16 protein-coding genes are annotated in these 15,641 nt (G+C 71.7%); 14 read left to right on the top strand and 2 right to left on the bottom strand.

Annotated features, from left to right (window positions below):
* Positions 1–66: 66 nt before the first annotated feature.
* Entirely contained in the window at positions 67–495 is a 429-nt protein-coding gene (locus ABZT47_RS18840) for an Rrf2 family transcriptional regulator (RefSeq protein WP_354843216.1), read from the bottom strand.
* A 328-nt stretch (positions 496–823) separates the two neighbouring features.
* On the bottom strand, positions 824–1,318 hold the full coding sequence (locus tag ABZT47_RS18835; RefSeq protein WP_279783368.1) for a transcriptional regulator: 495 nt from the start codon (positions 1,316–1,318) through the stop codon (positions 824–826).
* Between the two features lie 475 nt (positions 1,319–1,793).
* Here ABZT47_RS18835 and pyrR point away from each other — a divergent pair, with 475 nt between their 5' ends.
* The 14 genes from pyrR to ABZT47_RS18765 form a co-directional block, all read left to right on the top strand.
* On the top strand, positions 1,794–2,414 hold the full coding sequence (pyrR, locus tag ABZT47_RS18830; protein ID WP_354843212.1) for a bifunctional pyr operon transcriptional regulator/uracil phosphoribosyltransferase PyrR: 621 nt from the start codon (positions 1,794–1,796) through the stop codon (positions 2,412–2,414).
* 58 nt (positions 2,415–2,472) lie between these two features.
* Positions 2,473–3,405: an aspartate carbamoyltransferase catalytic subunit gene (locus tag ABZT47_RS18825; RefSeq protein WP_354843866.1), complete on the top strand. Its 933-nt coding sequence runs from the start codon at positions 2,473–2,475 to the stop codon at positions 3,403–3,405.
* Complete coding sequence (locus ABZT47_RS18820) at positions 3,402–4,706, top strand: dihydroorotase (protein WP_354843210.1); 1,305 nt, start codon at positions 3,402–3,404, stop codon at positions 4,704–4,706. The genes ABZT47_RS18825 and ABZT47_RS18820 overlap by 4 nt, the downstream gene beginning before the upstream one ends.
* Entirely contained in the window at positions 4,703–5,851 is a 1,149-nt protein-coding gene (gene carA / locus ABZT47_RS18815) for a glutamine-hydrolyzing carbamoyl-phosphate synthase small subunit (RefSeq protein ID WP_354843207.1), read from the top strand. The genes ABZT47_RS18820 and carA overlap by 4 nt, the downstream gene beginning before the upstream one ends.
* Complete coding sequence (gene carB / locus ABZT47_RS18810) at positions 5,844–9,134, top strand: carbamoyl-phosphate synthase large subunit (RefSeq protein ID WP_354843204.1); 3,291 nt, start codon at positions 5,844–5,846, stop codon at positions 9,132–9,134. The genes carA and carB overlap by 8 nt, the downstream gene beginning before the upstream one ends.
* Before the next feature lie 37 nt (positions 9,135–9,171).
* Complete coding sequence (locus tag ABZT47_RS18805; RefSeq protein ID WP_354843863.1) at positions 9,172–10,044, top strand: dihydroorotate dehydrogenase electron transfer subunit; 873 nt, start codon at positions 9,172–9,174, stop codon at positions 10,042–10,044.
* Entirely contained in the window at positions 10,034–11,008 is a 975-nt protein-coding gene (locus ABZT47_RS18800) for a dihydroorotate dehydrogenase (protein WP_354843201.1), read from the top strand. Before ABZT47_RS18805 ends, ABZT47_RS18800 begins: the two co-directional genes overlap by 11 nt.
* Complete coding sequence (gene pyrF / locus ABZT47_RS18795; RefSeq protein ID WP_354843198.1) at positions 11,005–11,703, top strand: orotidine-5'-phosphate decarboxylase; 699 nt, start codon at positions 11,005–11,007, stop codon at positions 11,701–11,703. Before ABZT47_RS18800 ends, pyrF begins: the two co-directional genes overlap by 4 nt.
* Before the next feature lie 491 nt (positions 11,704–12,194).
* Positions 12,195–12,518, top strand: coding sequence for an integration host factor, actinobacterial type (gene mihF / locus ABZT47_RS18790; protein WP_114031276.1), 324 nt, complete (start codon positions 12,195–12,197; stop codon positions 12,516–12,518).
* A gap of 151 nt (positions 12,519–12,669) precedes the next feature.
* A complete protein-coding gene (gene gmk, locus ABZT47_RS18785; protein ID WP_354843860.1) occupies positions 12,670–13,233 on the top strand; it encodes a guanylate kinase in 564 nt (187 codons plus the stop codon).
* A 109-nt stretch (positions 13,234–13,342) separates the two neighbouring features.
* Complete coding sequence (gene rpoZ / locus ABZT47_RS18780; protein WP_189166350.1) at positions 13,343–13,606, top strand: DNA-directed RNA polymerase subunit omega; 264 nt, start codon at positions 13,343–13,345, stop codon at positions 13,604–13,606.
* Positions 13,607–13,658: 52 nt separating this feature from the next.
* Positions 13,659–14,879, top strand: a complete 1,221-nt coding sequence (coaBC, locus tag ABZT47_RS18775; RefSeq protein ID WP_354843193.1) for a bifunctional phosphopantothenoylcysteine decarboxylase/phosphopantothenate--cysteine ligase CoaBC — start codon at positions 13,659–13,661, stop codon at positions 14,877–14,879.
* A gap of 142 nt (positions 14,880–15,021) precedes the next feature.
* Positions 15,022–15,390 carry a hypothetical protein gene (locus ABZT47_RS18770; protein ID WP_354843190.1) on the top strand — a complete coding sequence of 123 codons (369 nt, stop codon included), beginning with the start codon at positions 15,022–15,024 and terminating at the stop codon, positions 15,388–15,390.
* 135 nt (positions 15,391–15,525) lie between these two features.
* Positions 15,526–15,641, top strand: a 116-nt coding sequence (locus ABZT47_RS18765) for an S-adenosylmethionine synthetase N-terminal domain-containing protein (RefSeq protein ID WP_354836556.1), incomplete at its 3' end; no start/stop codon positions are given.

The raw sequence follows: 15,641 nt of genomic DNA, 5'->3' as shown, positions 1-15,641 counted from the left end.
AGTTAATTGGTATATAATCTTCGTATTTAACCGCGGCCGTGACGGCCGCCGTGCGGGCGGCCGGCTTCAGGTGAGCGACAGCAGGACCGGCCCGGTCGGCGAGGTCACCAGGTCGCCTATGGTCAGCGCGTCGAGAGAGGCGTAGAACGCGCGCTGCGCGTCGCGGAGGGCGCCGCGCAGCCGGCAGGCGGCCCGTAGCGGGCAAGGGAAGTCACCCTCGCACGCCACGACCTCCTCTTCGCCCTCCAGCTCGCGGACCAGCCATCCCAGCGACGCGGACCGCCCGAACGCGGTCAGTTCCAGGCCGCCGCCGCGACCTCGCCGCGCGTCCACGACCCCGAGATGCCGCAGGCGCGAGATGGCCTTGGCGGTGTGGGTGTAAGGGATCGACATCGCCTCGGCCACCTGCGCGGTGGTGAGGGTGGCCCCCGGCTCCACCACCGCCAGGCGCATGGTGACCCGCAGGGCGAGATCGGTGAACTTCGTCAGTCGCACGCCACGACGCTAACAATTTGGCATGCGGGATGACAATTAAGCGGCGGCGAATGTGGGAGACCCCACATCGCGCCCCGTCAGGACGGCGTCCCCGACGGCCCGCCGGCGCGAAGGGCCCGCAGGGCGAAGGGGCCGTCCAGGGCCAAGGGCCCGTCCAGCGCGAAGGGCCTTTGCAGCGCGAAGGGTCCGTGCCGAGTGAAGGACCCCTGTGCAGGGTGAAGGGTCCGTGGAGACGCGAAGAGCCCGCGAGGAGCGGAATGCTCTCTCGCGGGCTCTTCGGCGCACGGCGGCCGCGAGGTGCCGCCGCGTGGCGGCCTCGGCCGCAGGGTCAGAAGGACTCGACCGCGCGGCGTGCCTCGGCGTCCAGCACGCCCCACGTGATGAGCTCCTCGGTGAGCTCGGTGGGGGACTTGTCGTAGATGACCGCGAGGGAGCGCAGGTCCTCCTGGCGGATGGACAGCACCTTGCCGTTGTAGTCGCCGCGCTGGCTCTGGATGGTGGCCGCGTAGCGGGCGAGCGCCCCGGCCTTCTCCTTGGGCAACTGCGCCAGCCGCTCAAGATCGATCACAAGCTTCGGCGTGGGGCCGAGCGGGCTCGGCGCGGAACCGCCCGGGAGCAACTCGGAGACCGGGACGCCGTAGAAGTCGGCCAATTCGGCGAGCTTCTGCACCGTGACGGCGCGGTCACCCCGCTCGTAGGAGCCCACGACGACGGCCTTCCACCTGCCTCGAGACTTCTCTTCGACTCCATGCAGTGATAGCCCCTGCTGGGTGCGGATGGCGCGCAGCCTCGCGCCCAGCGACTTGGCGTAGTCAGACGGCATCGTTTGGCCCCCCGGCTTTCTATGAACGTTCTCACTTATTGTGCGCCTTGCGACGAATGCAACGGCGATCGGGTGGCACCCGGGGAGGCACCATCGGTGACCGACACGTCGTGGTTTACCCGAGAACGTCGCGAGGTGTGGTTACGCACAGTGACGGTAAAGGTGTGGACGTGATTGGTCAAGCTGATTGGAAAAAAGATGCCGAATCCTGTCCGGTTCGGCCCTCCTCCGCTCGGCCCCAAGCGCCACCCCCGCCGCATCCGCCCACCCGGGGCATGCGTCCGGTCGGCCGGACGCAGGGATCGCCGGCCCGGCCGGCCGGGCGGCGGGAAGGCCGCGCCGTCCGGCCTCGAGGGTATCCGCCCAGCTCGTGAAGGTGGCCACCCGTTCCGAGCGTCCGGCGGGGGGCTGCTAACGTGGGGCACGCCAAGTCCTTTAAGACCCGTCCTGTGAGGCGGGAAAGGTGGTGACCCTCATGAACGCCGCCCGAAATCAGGCGCGCGACGACGATCCCCGCGTCGACGGCGATCCGGCGCCCGGCGGTGGCCGTCCGGTCGACGGCGAGCGCGCCGTCCTGGAGGCCCCCGACATCAACCGGGCCCTCACCCGCATCGCCCACGAGATCCTCGAGCGCGCCAAAGGCCCCGACGATCTCCTGCTGCTCGGCATCCCGACCAGGGGCACCCTCCTGGCGCGCCGGCTCGCCGACCGCATCGAGCAGGTCGAGGGACGCCCGGTCGCGGCGGGCTCGCTCGACGTGACCATGTACCGCGACGACCTGCGCCTGCGCCCCACGCGCGCCCTCGGCCGCACCGACCTGCCCAAGGAGGGCGTCGACGGCCGCATCGTGGTCCTGGTCGACGACGTGCTGTTCTCCGGCCGCACCGTGCGGGCCGCGCTGGACGCGCTCAACGACCTCGGCCGCCCGACGGCGGTGCGCCTCGCGGTGCTGGTCGACCGCGGCCACCGCGAGCTGCCCATCCGCGCCGACCACGTCGGCAAGAACCTCCCCACCTCCCGCGCCGAGACCGTCCGGGTGTGCCTGGCCGAGATCGACCAGCGCGACGCGGTCCTGCTGAGAGGGGGCCAGCGATGAGGCGCCGCCCCACCCCTGTCCCCGTCTCGCGCCCTTGCCCGAGAGGAGGCCGGCGATGATGCGCCACCTGCTGTCCACCGCCGACCTGTCGCGCGACGACGCCCTGCTGATCCTCGACACCGCCGAGCAGCTCGCGCAGATCTCCGGCCGCTCGATCAAGAAGCTGCCGACCCTGCGCGGCCGCACGGTGGTGAACCTCTTCTTCGAGGACTCCACCCGCACCCGCATCTCCTTCGAGGCCGCCGCCAAGCGTCTGTCCGCCGACGTGATCAACTTCTCGGCGAAGGGGTCCAGCGTGTCCAAGGGCGAGAGCCTGAAGGACACCGCGCTCACCCTGCAGGCGATGGGCGCGGACGCCGTGGTCGTGCGCCACGGCGCCTCGGGCGCCCCGCACCGCCTGGCCAACTGGGTCGACGGCAGCGTGGTCAACGCCGGCGACGGCACGCACGAGCACCCGACGCAGGCCCTGCTGGACGCATTCACGATGCGCAGGCGCCTCGGCGACCTGGTCGGGCGCCGGGTCACCATCGTCGGCGACGTGCTGCACAGCCGGGTCGCCCGCTCCAACGTCCACCTGCTGCACACCCTGGGCGCCGAGGTGACGCTGGTCGCGCCGCCGACGCTGCTGCCGGTGGCGATGGGCGAGTGGCCGTGCGAGGTCTCCTACGACTTCGACGCGGTGCTGCCCAAGTCCGACGCGGTCATGATGCTGCGCGTCCAGCACGAGCGGATGAACGCCTCCTACTTCCCCTCGGCCCGCGAGTACAGCCGCCGGTACGGCCTGGACCCCGAGCGCCTCGGCCGCATGCCCGACGGCGCGATCGTCATGCACCCCGGGCCGATGAACCGCGGCATGGAGATCGCCGCCGAGGTCGCCGACTCCGCGCGCTCCACCATCGTCGAGCAGGTCACCAACGGCGTGACCGTGCGCATGGCCGTCCTGTACCTGCTTCTGTCCGGCTCGGAGCCCGCGATCGGGGGAAACCAGTGACCTACCTTCTCAAGGGGGCCCGCGTCCTCGGAGGCGAGCCGAAGGACATCCTGCTCAAAGACGGCTACATCGCCGCCGTCGGTGCTCCCGGCGAGGTGGACGCCCCCGGCGCGGGGCATCTCGACGCCGGCGGGCTGATCGCGCTGCCCGGCCTGGTCGACCTGCACACCCACCTTCGCGAGCCGGGCCGCGAGGACGCCGAGACCGTCGAGTCCGGCACCGCCGCCGCGGCGCTCGGCGGGTACACCGCGGTCCACGCGATGGCCAACACCTCCCCGGTCGCCGACACCGCCGGCGTGGTCGAGCAGGTCTACCGGCTCGGCCAGGAGGCCGGGCACTGCGACGTCCAGCCGGTCGGCGCGGTCACCTCGGGCCTGGCCGGCAAGCAGCTCGCCGAGCTCGGCGCGATGGCCGACAGCGCGGCCCGGGTGCGGGTCTTCTCCGACGACGGGGTGTGCGTCTCCGACGCCGTCCTGATGCGCCGGGCCCTCGAGTACGTCAAGGCATTCGACGGGGTGGTGGCCCAGCACGCCCAGGAGCCGCGCCTCACCGAGGCCGCGCAGATGAACGAGGGCGCGATCTCGGGGCGCCTCGGCCTGACCGGCTGGCCGGCGGTCGCCGAGGAGGCCATCATCGCCCGCGACTGCCTGCTGGCCGCGCACGTCGGCTCCCGGCTGCACATCTGCCACGTCTCGACGGCCGGGTCTGTGGAGATCATCCGCTGGGCGAAGTCCAAGGGCTGGGACGTCACCGCCGAGGTCACCCCGCACCACCTGCTGCTCACCGACGCCTGCGCCGAGGACTCGCCCAACGGCGCCTACAACCCGATCTACAAGGTCAACCCGCCGCTGCGCACCAGGGCCGACGTGGAGGCGCTGCGCGAGGCGCTCGCCGACGGCACCATCGACTGCGTGGCCACCGACCACGCCCCCCACCCGGTCGAGGACAAGGAGACCGAGTGGCCGGCCGCGGCCATGGGCATGATCGGCCTGGAGACCGCCCTGTCGGTGGTCCAGGAGGCCATGGTCGAGACCGGCCTGCTCGACTGGGCGGGCGTCGCCGACCGCATGTCCGCGCGGCCCGCCCGCATCGGGCGGCTGGACGGCCAGGGCGGCCCGCTGAGGCCCGGCACGCCCGCCAACCTCACCCTGTTCGACCCGTCGGTCCGCTGGGCCGTGGACCCGGGCGGGTTCGCCTCCAAGAGCCGCAACACCCCCTACCAGGGCATGACCCTGCCGGGGCGGGTGGTCGCCACGTTCCTGCGCGGCCGCCCCACCGTTCTCGAAGGGAAGCTCACGTGACGCTCGCGACCACCGGCACGGCCGTCCTCGTGCTGGAGGACGGCCGGGTCTTCCACGGCACGCCGTACGGCGCCGAGGGGGAGACATTCGGCGAGATGGTGTTCTCCACCGGCATGACCGGCTACCAGGAGACCCTCACCGACCCCTCCTACCACCGGCAGATCGTGGCGATGACCGCCCCGCACATCGGCAACACCGGCGTCAACGACGAGGACCCGGAGTCCTCCCGCGTCTGGGTCGCCGGGTACGTCGTGCGCGAGCCGGCGCGCGTCGCCTCCAACTGGCGCTCCAAGCGCTCGCTGGACGAAGAGCTGCGCCGGCAGGGCGTCGTCGGCATCGCCATGCCGGGCACGCGCGCGCTCACCCGCCACCTGCGCGAGCGCGGCGCCATGCGCGCCGGGGTGTTCACCGCGCCCTCGGCGCCCGTGGAGGAGCTGGTCGAGCGGGTCAAGGGCAGCCCCTCGATGGTGGGCGCCGACCTGGCCAAGGAGGTCTCCACCGCCGAGCCGTACGTCGTGCCCGCCCACGGCGCCAAGCGGTTCACGGTGGCCGCGGTCGACCTCGGCATCAAGGCGATGACGCCCCACCGCATGGCCGAGCGCGGGTGCGAGGTCCACGTGCTCCCGGCGAGCGCCACGGCCGCCGACATCCTCGCCCTGGACCCCGACGGCGTCTTCCTGTCCAACGGGCCGGGCGACCCCGAGACGGCCGGCTACGCCGTCGAGGCGCTCACCGGCGTCATGGAGGCCGGCCGGCCGGTGTTCGGTATCTGCTTCGGCAACCAGATCCTCGGCCGCGCCCTGGGCCTTGGCACCTACAAGCTGCGGTACGGGCATCGGGGCGTCAACCAGCCCGTCCAGGACCGCCGCACCGGCAAGGTGGACATCTCGGCGCACAACCACGGCTTCGCCGTCCAGGCGCCCCTCGACGGGCCGTTCGAGACCCCCTACGGCCGCGCCGAGGTCAGCCATGTGAACCTCAACGACGGCTGTGTGGAAGGGCTGCGCCTGCTCGACTACCCGGCCTTCAGCGTCCAGTACCACCCCGAGGCCGCGGCGGGCCCGCACGACGCCGCCGGCCTGTTCGACGAGTTCTGCGCCCTGATGGCGCGCCCGGGCACCAAGGAGGGTGGCACGCGTGTCTAAGCGCACCGACATCTCGTCGATCATGGTGATCGGCTCCGGCCCCATCGTGATCGGGCAGGCCTGCGAGTTCGACTACTCGGGCACCCAGGCGTGCCGGGTGCTGCGGGCCGAGGGCTACCGGGTGATCCTCGTCAACAGCAACCCCGCGACGATCATGACCGACCCCGAGTTCGCCGACGCCACCTACGTCGAGCCGATCACCCCCGAGATCGTCGAGCAGATCATCGCCAAGGAGCGCCCCGACGCGCTGCTGCCCACCCTGGGCGGGCAGACCGCGCTCAACACGGCCGTCGCGCTGCACGAGGCCGGGGTGCTCGAACGCTACGACGTCGAGCTCATCGGCGCCGACATCGACGCCATCCAGGCCGGGGAGAACCGCGAGCTGTTCAAGCAGATCGTCGCCAGGGTCGCCGCCGAGCACGGCCTGAACGCCGAGTCGGCGCGCTCGGCGATCTGCCACACCCTGCAGGAGTGCCTGGACGCCGCGGCCGGGCTCGGCTACCCCGTCGTGGTGCGGCCGAGCTTCACCATGGGCGGCGCCGGCTCGGGGTTCGCCTACGACGAGGCCGACCTGCGCCGCATCGCCGGCGCCGGCCTGGACGCCTCGCCGACCACCGAGGTGCTCCTCGAGGAGTCCATCCTCGGCTGGAAGGAGTACGAGCTGGAGGTCATGCGCGACCGGGCCGACAACGTCGTCATCGTGTGCTCCATCGAGAACATCGACCCGATGGGCGTGCACACCGGCGACAGCGTCACGGTGGCCCCGGCCATGACCCTCACCGACCGCGAGTACCAGAACATGCGCGACGTCGCCATCGCGGTGATCCGCGAGGTCGGCGTCGACACCGGCGGCTGCAACATCCAGTTCGCCGTGGACCCGCGCACCGGGCGCATGATCGTCATCGAGATGAACCCGCGCGTGTCGCGGTCCAGCGCCCTGGCCTCCAAGGCGACCGGCTTCCCGATCGCCAAGATCGCCGCCAAGCTCGCCGTCGGCTACACCCTGGACCAGATTCCGAACGACATCACCCGCGAGACGCCGGCCTCCTTCGAGCCCTCCCTGGACTACGTCGTGGTCAAGGTGCCGCGCTTCGCCTTCGAGAAGTTCGCCGGGGCCGACCAGACCCTCACCACCCACATGAAGTCGGTCGGCGAGGCCATGGCCATCGGCCGGTCCTTCCCCGAGGCGCTCCAGAAGGCCCTCAGGTCGCTGGAGAAGAAGAATTCGTCCTTCTCCTGGATGGGCGACCCCGGAGACAAGGACGAACTGCTCGCCGCCTGCCGCAAGCCGCACGACGGGCGGCTGCGCACCATGCAGCAGGCGATCAGGGCCGGGGCGACCCTTGCGGAGCTGTACGAGGCCACCAGCGTCGACCCGTGGTTCCTTGACCAGCTCTATCTCATCGACGAGGAGGCCCGCGAGCTCGGCCGCGGCGAGCCGACCGCCGCCGCCCTCACCCGCGCCAAGCGGCACGGCTTCAGCGACGCGCAGATCGCCGAGATCCGCGGCATGGCCGAGCCCGAGGTGCGCGCGCTGCGCCACGGCCTCGGCGTGCGGCCGGTGTACAACACCGTCGACACCTGCGCCGCCGAGTTCGCCGCCAAGACCCCCTACCTCTACTCGACCTACGACGAGGAGAACGAGGTCCCCGGCGGCGACCGGCCCAAGGTCATCATCCTGGGCAGCGGCCCCAACCGCATCGGCCAGGGCATCGAGTTCGACTACGCCTGCGTCCACGCCTCGTTCGAGCTGTCGAAGGCGGGGTACGAGACCGTGATGGTCAACTGCAACCCCGAGACCGTCTCGACCGACTACGACACCTCCGACCGGCTGTACTTCGAGCCGCTCACGCTGGAGGACGTCCTTGAGGTCGTGCACGCCGAGCAGCAGGCCGGCCCGGTCGCCGGGGTGATCGTCCAGCTCGGCGGGCAGACCCCGCTCGGGCTGGCGCAGGCTCTCAAGGACGCCGGGGTGCCGGTCGTCGGCACCAGCCCCGAGTCCATCCACCTGGCCGAGGAGCGCGGGGCGTTCGGGCGGGTGCTGGCCGAGGCGGGCCTGCCCGCGCCCAAGCACGGCACCGCGGTCACCGTCGAGGAGGCGCGGGCCATCGCCGGCGAGATCGGCTACCCCGTCCTGGTGCGCCCGTCCTACGTCCTGGGCGGCGCGGGCATGGCCATCGTCTACGACGAGGCCACCCTGAGCGCGTACATGGAGCGGGCCGGCGCCGCCAGCGACCACCCGGTGCTGGTCGACAAGTTCCTCGACGAGGCCATCGAGATCGACGTGGACGCCCTGTTCGACGGCGAGGAGCTCTACCTGGGCGGCGTCATGGAGCACATCGAGGAGGCCGGCATCCACTCCGGCGACTCGGCGTGCGCGCTGCCGCCGATCACCCTGGGCGGGTTCGACATCAAGCGCATCCGCGCCGCCACCGAGGCCATCGCGCGCGGCGTCGGCGTGCGCGGGCTGCTGAACGTCCAGTACGCCATGTCGGCCAACATCCTGTACGTCCTTGAGGCCAACCCGCGGGCGAGCCGCACGGTGCCGTTCGTGTCCAAGGCGACCGCCGTGCCGCTGGCCAAGGCCGCCGCGCGGGTGATGATGGGCGAGACCATCGCCGCGCTGCGCGGCCAGGGCATGCTGCCCGCCGAAGGCGACGGCGGGACGCTCCCGCTGGACGCCCCCATCGCGGTCAAGGAGGCCGTGCTGCCCTTCAACCGCTTCCACGGCGTCGACATCATCCTCGGGCCCGAGATGCGCTCCACGGGCGAGGTCATGGGCATCGACGAGGTGTTCGGCACCGCCTACGCCAAGTCGCAGTCGGCCTCCTACGGGTCGCTGCCGACCAAGGGGCGGGCGTTCGTCTCGGTCGCCAACCGCGACAAGCGGGCGATGATCTTCCCGGTGAAGGCCCTGGCCGACCTGGGGTTCGAGATCCTGGCCACAGAGGGCACCGCCGAGGTGCTGCGCCGCAACGGCGTCCATGCCAAGATCGTGCGAAAGCAGAGCGACGGCATCGGCACGGACGGTGAGCCCACCATCGTGACCCGCATCCTGGACGGCGAGGTGGACCTCATCGTGAACACCCCCTTCGGCAGCCCCGGGCAGTCGGGGCCGCGCCTGGACGGCTACGACATCCGCACGGCGGCCGTCCTGCGGGGCATCCCGTGCGTCACCACTGTGCAGGGGCTCGGCGCGGCCGTCCAGGGCATCCAGGCGATCGCCGCCGGGTCGGTGGGCGTACGGTCGCTCCAGGAGCACGCCCAGCGGCTGAGGGGCTGACGCCCGGCGGGAGGTGGAGGAGACGGCCGTTACTCCGGTGCAGGTGACCGGCACGGTGCTGACGACGCGCCGCGTGGACGCCTACCACGCCCTGACCGTCGTCGCGCCGGGCATCGCCGAGCGCTTCCGTCCCGGGCACTTCGTCTCCGTGGCCGTCGGCGGCCCGCACACCTCCATGCCGACGCGCCGGGCCTTCTCCGTGCACGACGTCAAGCCCGACTACGGCGGCACCGTCGAGCTGGTGTTCGCCGTGCGCGGGCGGGGCACCGCGTGGCTGGCCGAGCGCAAGGCCAGGGACACCCTGGACCTGGTCGGGCCGCTCGGCCGGCCCTTCCCCGTGCCGCGCGACCCGTGCGCGTGCGTTCTGGTCGGCGGAGAGTACGGCTCGGCATCGCTGTTCGCGCTGGCCGACACCCTGCAGCAGCGCGGCTGCCGGGTCGACTTCGTGCTCGGCGCCGCCTCGGCCGACCGGGTGTTCGGCGCGCTGCGTGCCCGGCGCATGGGGGAGACCACGACGCTCACCACCGAAGACGGCTCCCTGGGGCTGCGCGGCAGGGTCACCGACGCGCTGCCCTCGGTGATCGCCGACGCGCGGGCCGACGTGGTGTACGCCAGCGGGCCGATGGCCATGCTGCGCGGGGTGACCGCCGTCGCGGTCGAGTTCGACATTCCCGTGCAGGTCAGCGTGGAGGAGGCGATGGCCTGCGGGTACGGCGTCTGCATGACGTGCGTGATCCCGGTCATCGGGGAGGACGGGGTGACCCGCATGGTGCGGTCGTGCGTCGAGGGCCCGGTCTTCCGCGGCGAGCGCGTGCGGTTCGAGGACATCGGCACGATCCCGTTCGACGCCCTCGGAGCCCCCGGGGGACGAGCCCAGGAGGGAGGTGCCAACACCCGAAATGTCAGTTGACATGCGGACGTACCTGGCGCACGTCGAACTGGCCAACCCGATCACCACGGCCGCCGGGTGCGCCGCCTCCGGCGCCGAGCTCTCCCAGTTCTTCGACCTCGCCCGCCTCGGCGCGGTGGTCACCCGCTCGATCACCATGGCGCCCAGGGCCGGGCGGCCCACCCCCCGCATGGCGGAGACGCCCTCCGGCATGCTGAACGCCGTGGGGCTCCAGGGGCCCGGCGTGGAGGTCTTCCTCGAACGCGAGCTTCCCCGGCTGGTCGAGCGCGGGGCCAGGGCCGTGGTGTCCATCGCCGGCGGCAGCATCGCCGAGTACACCGCGCTCGCGCGCAGGCTCGCCGACGCGCCCGGCGTGGCCGCCGTCGAGGTCAACCTGTCGTGCCCCAACGTCGAGGACCTCGGCCGGGTCTTCGCCCGCGACCCCGCCGCCTCCGCCGAGGTGCTCGCCTCGGTGCGCGCCACCATGCGCTACGACGTCCCCGTCGTGGCCAAGCTCGCCCCGGACGTGGCCGACATCGTCGCCGTCGCCCGCGCCTGCGTGGACGGCGGCGCCGACGCCCTCGCCATGATCAACACCCCGCTCGGCATGAGCATCGACGTCGACACCATGCGCCCCTCGCTCGCCGCCGGCACCGGAGGGCTCTCGGGGCCTGCCATCCGGCCGCTGGCCGTGCGCTGCCTGTGGCAGGTGCACGCCGCACTGCCCGGCGTGCCCATCGTCGGCATGGGCGGCGTCATGACCGGCAGGGACGCCCTGGAGCTCATCCTGGCCGGCGCCTGCGTCGTCTCGGTGGGCACCGCACTGTTCCACGACCCCTACGCTTGCCTGCGGATTCTGCGGGAGCTGGAAGACCTGCTCAAGGAGCGCGGCTTCGAGCGCCTCGCCGACGCCGTCGGCCTCGCGCACCGACCGCCCGGGGCAGGGCCCCGGCACCGTATCGACCTGGAGGAGAGCTCACTTTGACGTCCGCACCCATCGCCGTCGCCCTGGACGCACCTGATCTGGAGACGGCGGCCCGCTGGGCGGCCCTGGTGACGCCGCACGTGAGCACCGTGAAGGTCGGCCTCGAACTCTACCTGCGCTACGGACCCGACGTGATCGCCTCCGTGCGCGGCGCCTCCGGCGTCCAGATCTTCCTGGACCTGAAGCTCCACGACATCCCGAACACCGTCGCCGGAGCGGCCAAGGCCGTCACGCGCCTCAAGCCGCACATCCTCACCGTCCACGCGGCCGGAGGCGGCACCATGATCCGCGCCGCCGTCGACGCCCTCCCCAACACCGTCATCGCCGCCGTGACGGCCCTGACATCGCTGTCAGAGGCCGATCTGGTGCGCCTGGGGGTCAGGGGCCCGGCGAGCGACGCCGTGCGCCGTCTGGCCGTAGAGGCCGTCGGAGCGGGCGCCCAGGCCCTCGTGTGCTCCCCGCGCGAGGTGGCCGCCGTCCGCGCGGAGGTCGGACCCGGCATCACGCTCATCACCCCGGGCGTGCGGCCCGCCGGTTCCGACACCCAGGACCAGGCGAGGGTAGCCACCCCCGAGCAGGCCATCGCCGACGGGGCCGACCTGCTGGTGATCGGACGGCCCATCACCGGCTCGCCCGACCCCGGCGCCGCCGCCGCCGGCATCGCCGCGGCCCTCCGGCGCGTCCTCTCAGGTTGAGCTGTGCTCGCTCGGCAGGCTCGGGGCGCCTTTGAGGCGGCGGGCTGTGTTTGCTTGGCCTCGCTCCGCTCGGCGGGCTCGGAGTGCCTTTGAGGCGGCGTCCTTCGTCGTCGTTCACGAGCGCTCGTTCCTCGCACTCGCTTTCTCCTCCTCAGGACACCGCCGCGCCCCGAGCGAGTCTTTGCGGCCGATCTTCTGGCGTCGCTCGGTGGGTTCGGGGTGCGGGGGAGGGGTGCGGGGGATGGCGGAAAGGATGATCTTTGTGGTGCCGAATGGACTAGCCCGCGGGGTTTCCCGCCGCGTGGGAGGACTAGCCCGCGAGGGGCCAGTACAGGCCGGTTTTGTCGACGCACAGCAATGATGCGAACACGCTGGGTGATGAAATGAATTTCTTGTGGGGAGAAACTGGTCTTGACGTTGCTTGCGAGCCCAAGACCAGCTAGTTTCCCCTCCCGTCCGAGTACATCGACAGAAATTCGAGGTGACCCGGCGTGGCTCTTCCTCCCCTGACCCCCGAGCAGCGCGCCGCAGCCCTGGAGAAGGCTGCCAAGGCCCGCAAGGAGCGTGCCGAGGTCAAGAACCGGCTGAAGCACGGCGCGGTTTCTCTGGCTGAGGTGCTGAAGGATGGTCAGACCGACGACGTCATCGGCAAGATGAAGGTGTCGGCACTTTTGGAGTCGCTCCCCGGCGTGGGCAAGGTCCGCGCCAAGCAGCTCATGGAGCGGCTCGGTATCGCCGAGTCCCGTCGTGTACGGGGCCTCGGCGCCAACCAGCGCGCCGCTCTGGAGCGTGAGTTCGGCGGTGCCGAGAGCTGATCTCGGTTCGCGGAACATGATTTACGGGGGTGTGGTAGTGACCGGTACGTCCTGGCCCGAAGAGGGCGGAGCCCACAAGGCTCCCGTTTTCGGGGGGTACGGGACACGTGACGGTGACTCCATGCCTCCATCCGGGAGTCCGGAGGCGACGATGGTCTCCTCCGGACCGACGGGCAAGCGCCTCACGGTCCTGTCCGGCCCGTCGGGCGTCGGCAAGTCCACGGTCGTCGCCGAGCTTCGGCGGTCCCACCCCGAGGTGTGGCTGTCGGTCTCGGTGACCACCAGGTCTCCCCGGCCCGGTGAGACCCACGGCGTCGAGTACTACTTCGTCGACGGCGCCGAGTTCGACCGCATGGTGGCCGGCGGCGAGCTGCTCGAATGGGCGGAGTTCGCCGGCAACCGGTACGGGACGCCCCGCGCGCCCGTCGAGCGCAAGCTCGCCGAGGGCGTGCCGACGCTGCTGGAGATCGACCTCCAGGGCGCGCGGCAGGTGCGCGAGTCGATGCCGGAGGCGCTGCTGGTCTTCCTGGCCCCGCCGAGCTGGGAAGAGCTGGAGAGCCGCCTGCGCGGCCGCGGCACCGAGCCCGAGGACGTCATCGAGCGCCGCCTGGCGGCGGGCCGCGTCGAGCTGGCCGCCGAGAAGGAGTTCGACCTGTCGCTGGTCAACACGGCGGTCAAGGATGTGTGCGGCCGGCTGGTAGCCTTGCTGAAGTGACGATCGGCCCGGCCTGAGCGAGTCGGCCCCGCCGTTCCCGCCTGGTATCCTCCGAGGCCAAGACCGCAGACTCGAATACGAGTCCAATTCCGACTGAGAGGCCGACGACGTGGCAGGCACTGCCCCGGTTGCCGAAGGCATCACCAACCCGCCGATCGACCAGCTGCTTGAGGTCGTCGACAGCAAGTACAGCCTGGTCATCATGGGCGCGAAGCGGGCGCGCCAGATCAACGCCTACTACTCCCAGCTCGGCGAGGGCCTGCTGGAGTACGTCGGCCCCCTGGTGGAGACCCACGCCCAGGAGAAGCCGCTGTCCATCGCGCTGCGCGAGATCTCCGAGGGGCTGCTGAGCTCCGAGCCCATCGAGGGCTGAGACCTTCCCGAGGCGACCCCGAGCCCGACAGCACTCCGCCCCGGAGACCACGATGGCCAGCCACGACCGCGCCAGGCCGAGAGTCGTTCTCGGCGTCGGCGCGGGCATCGCCGCGTACAAGGCGTGCGAGCTGCTGCGGCTGTTCACCGAGTCGGGGCACGACGTCCGGGTCGTCCCCACGCGCGACGCGCTGCGCTTCGTCGGCGAGCCCACGTGGGCGGCCCTGTCCGGCAACCCCGTCACCAGTGAGGTGTGGGAGTCGGTCCACGAGGTGCCGCACGTCCGCATCGGCCAGGGCGCCGATCTGGTGGTGGTCGCCCCGGCGACCGCCGACATCCTGGCCAGGGCGGCCCATGGCCTGGCCGGCGACCTGCTCACCAACACGCTGCTCACCGCGCGATGTCCGGTGGTCTTCGCCCCCGCCATGCACACCGAGATGTGGGAGCACCCCGCCACCCGGGCCAATGTCACGACGCTGCGTGAGCGCGGCTCGCTGGTCATCGAGCCGGCGGTGGGCCGGCTGACCGGCGCCGACACCGGGCCCGGCCGTCTTCCCGACCCCGAGCAGATCTTCGAGGCCTGCCGGCTCGTTCTGGCGGGGCGCGAGCGCGACCTCGCCGGCCGCCGCGTGGTGATCTCCGCCGGCGGCACCCGCGAGGCCATCGACCCGGTCCGCTACATCGGCAACCGCTCCTCCGGCCTGCAGGGGTACGCCCTGGCCCGCACGGCGGTGGCGCGCGGGGCCGAGGTGACGCTGGTCGCGGCGAACGTGGCCCTGCCCGACCCGGCGGGGGTCACCGTCCTGCGCGTCGAGTCCGCTCTGGAACTGCGCGCGGCGGTGTTCGAGGCGGCCGCCCGCGCCGACGTGGTGGTCATGGCGGCGGCCGTGGCCGACTTCCGTCCCGCCGAGCGCAGCGGATCCAAGATCAAGAAGACCTCCGCGGGGCCCGAGCCGATCCGGCTGACCGAGAACCCCGACATCCTGGCCGAGCTGTGCGAGCGGCGCAGGCAGGGCGGCGAGCCCGCTCCCGAGGTGATCGCCGGCTTCGCCGCGGAGACCGACGACGTGCTGGCCAACGGCCGCGCCAAGCTCGCCCGCAAGGGCTGCGACCTGCTGGTCGTCAACCAGGTGGGGGAGGGGCTGGCCTTCGGCACCCCCGACAACGCGGCGGTCGTCCTGGTGGCCGATGGCGAGCCCGTCGAGGTGCCTCGCGCTCCCAAGGAGGTCCTGGCGGACGTCGTCTGGGACCTGGTCGTCCCCCGACTGAGCTGATCGCGGGCTTCGCCGCGGCGGCGATGCGGGCGCTTCGGAGCCACAGATCTCTGACCTTGACCGCAAACCGGGACGAAGGCGCTTGATGGCGGGCGATTCCCGGCGGATACTCCAGATGGATGCCGGACCGGGAGGTCTTGACATGCCGGTGACCGCCGCCATCAGGGGACGCTGTCGCGCTCTGCTGCCGCCGGGCGAGGACATTCACTATGTCTTCCCCGTCACTTTGGTGCGCTCGGGCGGCGTGGCCAACTACATGGTCGTGGTGACGGGCCGTTCGATCACCGTGCTGGCCACCAAGGTGTTCAGCAGGTACGAGCCCGCCGCGGTGTGGGCGACCTACCCGCGCCAGACGCGCCTCGGCCCCGTGCGATTCGCTGCCGGTCCCACGATCGAGTTGGGTGGTACGGTTTTCGAGGTCGACGATGAATACGTCGCGGTCGTCGCGGCGGCGGACGCCGAGGCGTTCTCCCCGGGAGACCTCCCGAAGGATCCGCTGCCCGACCTGTGAACGGCGTCGGCCACGCCCACATGCCAGGACGGTAGAGCGGCGCCGCTTCAGGTAGGGCTACACTCGGCGGAGCGCTTCGGCCGTCTCACGCCCAAGCCAACGACGTCAGCAGCCGCTGCATGAGGAGCCACTGAGTTGTCCCGCCGCCTGTTCACTTCCGAGTCGGTCACCGAGGGTCACCCGGACAAGATCGCCGACCAGATCAGCGACGCCATCCTCGACGCCATGCTCAAGGGCGATCCGACGAGCCG

This window comes from Sphaerisporangium sp. NPDC005289 (genome assembly GCF_040607455.1).
Lineage (GTDB): Bacteria > Actinomycetota > Actinomycetes > Streptosporangiales > Streptosporangiaceae > Sphaerisporangium > Sphaerisporangium rhizosphaerae.
Note: the sequence above shows the minus strand (reverse complement) of the source record. Positions and strands in the feature narration are given on the sequence as shown.

Bases quoted from the DNA above. Each gene is read 5' to 3' on its own strand.
- ABZT47_RS18770 (WP_354843190.1), top strand. From the start codon at position 15,022: ATGCCGGTGACCGCCGCCATCAGGGGACGCTGTCGCGCTCTGCTGCCG.
- coaBC (WP_354843193.1), top strand. From the start codon at position 13,659: ATGGCCAGCCACGACCGCGCCAGGCCGAGAGTCGTTCTCGGCGTCGGC.
- pyrR (WP_354843212.1), top strand. From the start codon at position 1,794: ATGAACGCCGCCCGAAATCAGGCGCGCGACGACGATCCCCGCGTCGAC.
- ABZT47_RS18800 (WP_354843201.1), top strand. From the start codon at position 10,034: ATGTCAGTTGACATGCGGACGTACCTGGCGCACGTCGAACTGGCCAAC.
- ABZT47_RS18835 (WP_279783368.1), bottom strand. From the start codon at position 1,318: ATGCCGTCTGACTACGCCAAGTCGCTGGGCGCGAGGCTGCGCGCCATC.
- ABZT47_RS18825 (WP_354843866.1), top strand. From the start codon at position 2,473: ATGCGCCACCTGCTGTCCACCGCCGACCTGTCGCGCGACGACGCCCTG.
- gmk (WP_354843860.1), top strand. From the start codon at position 12,670: ATGGTCTCCTCCGGACCGACGGGCAAGCGCCTCACGGTCCTGTCCGGC.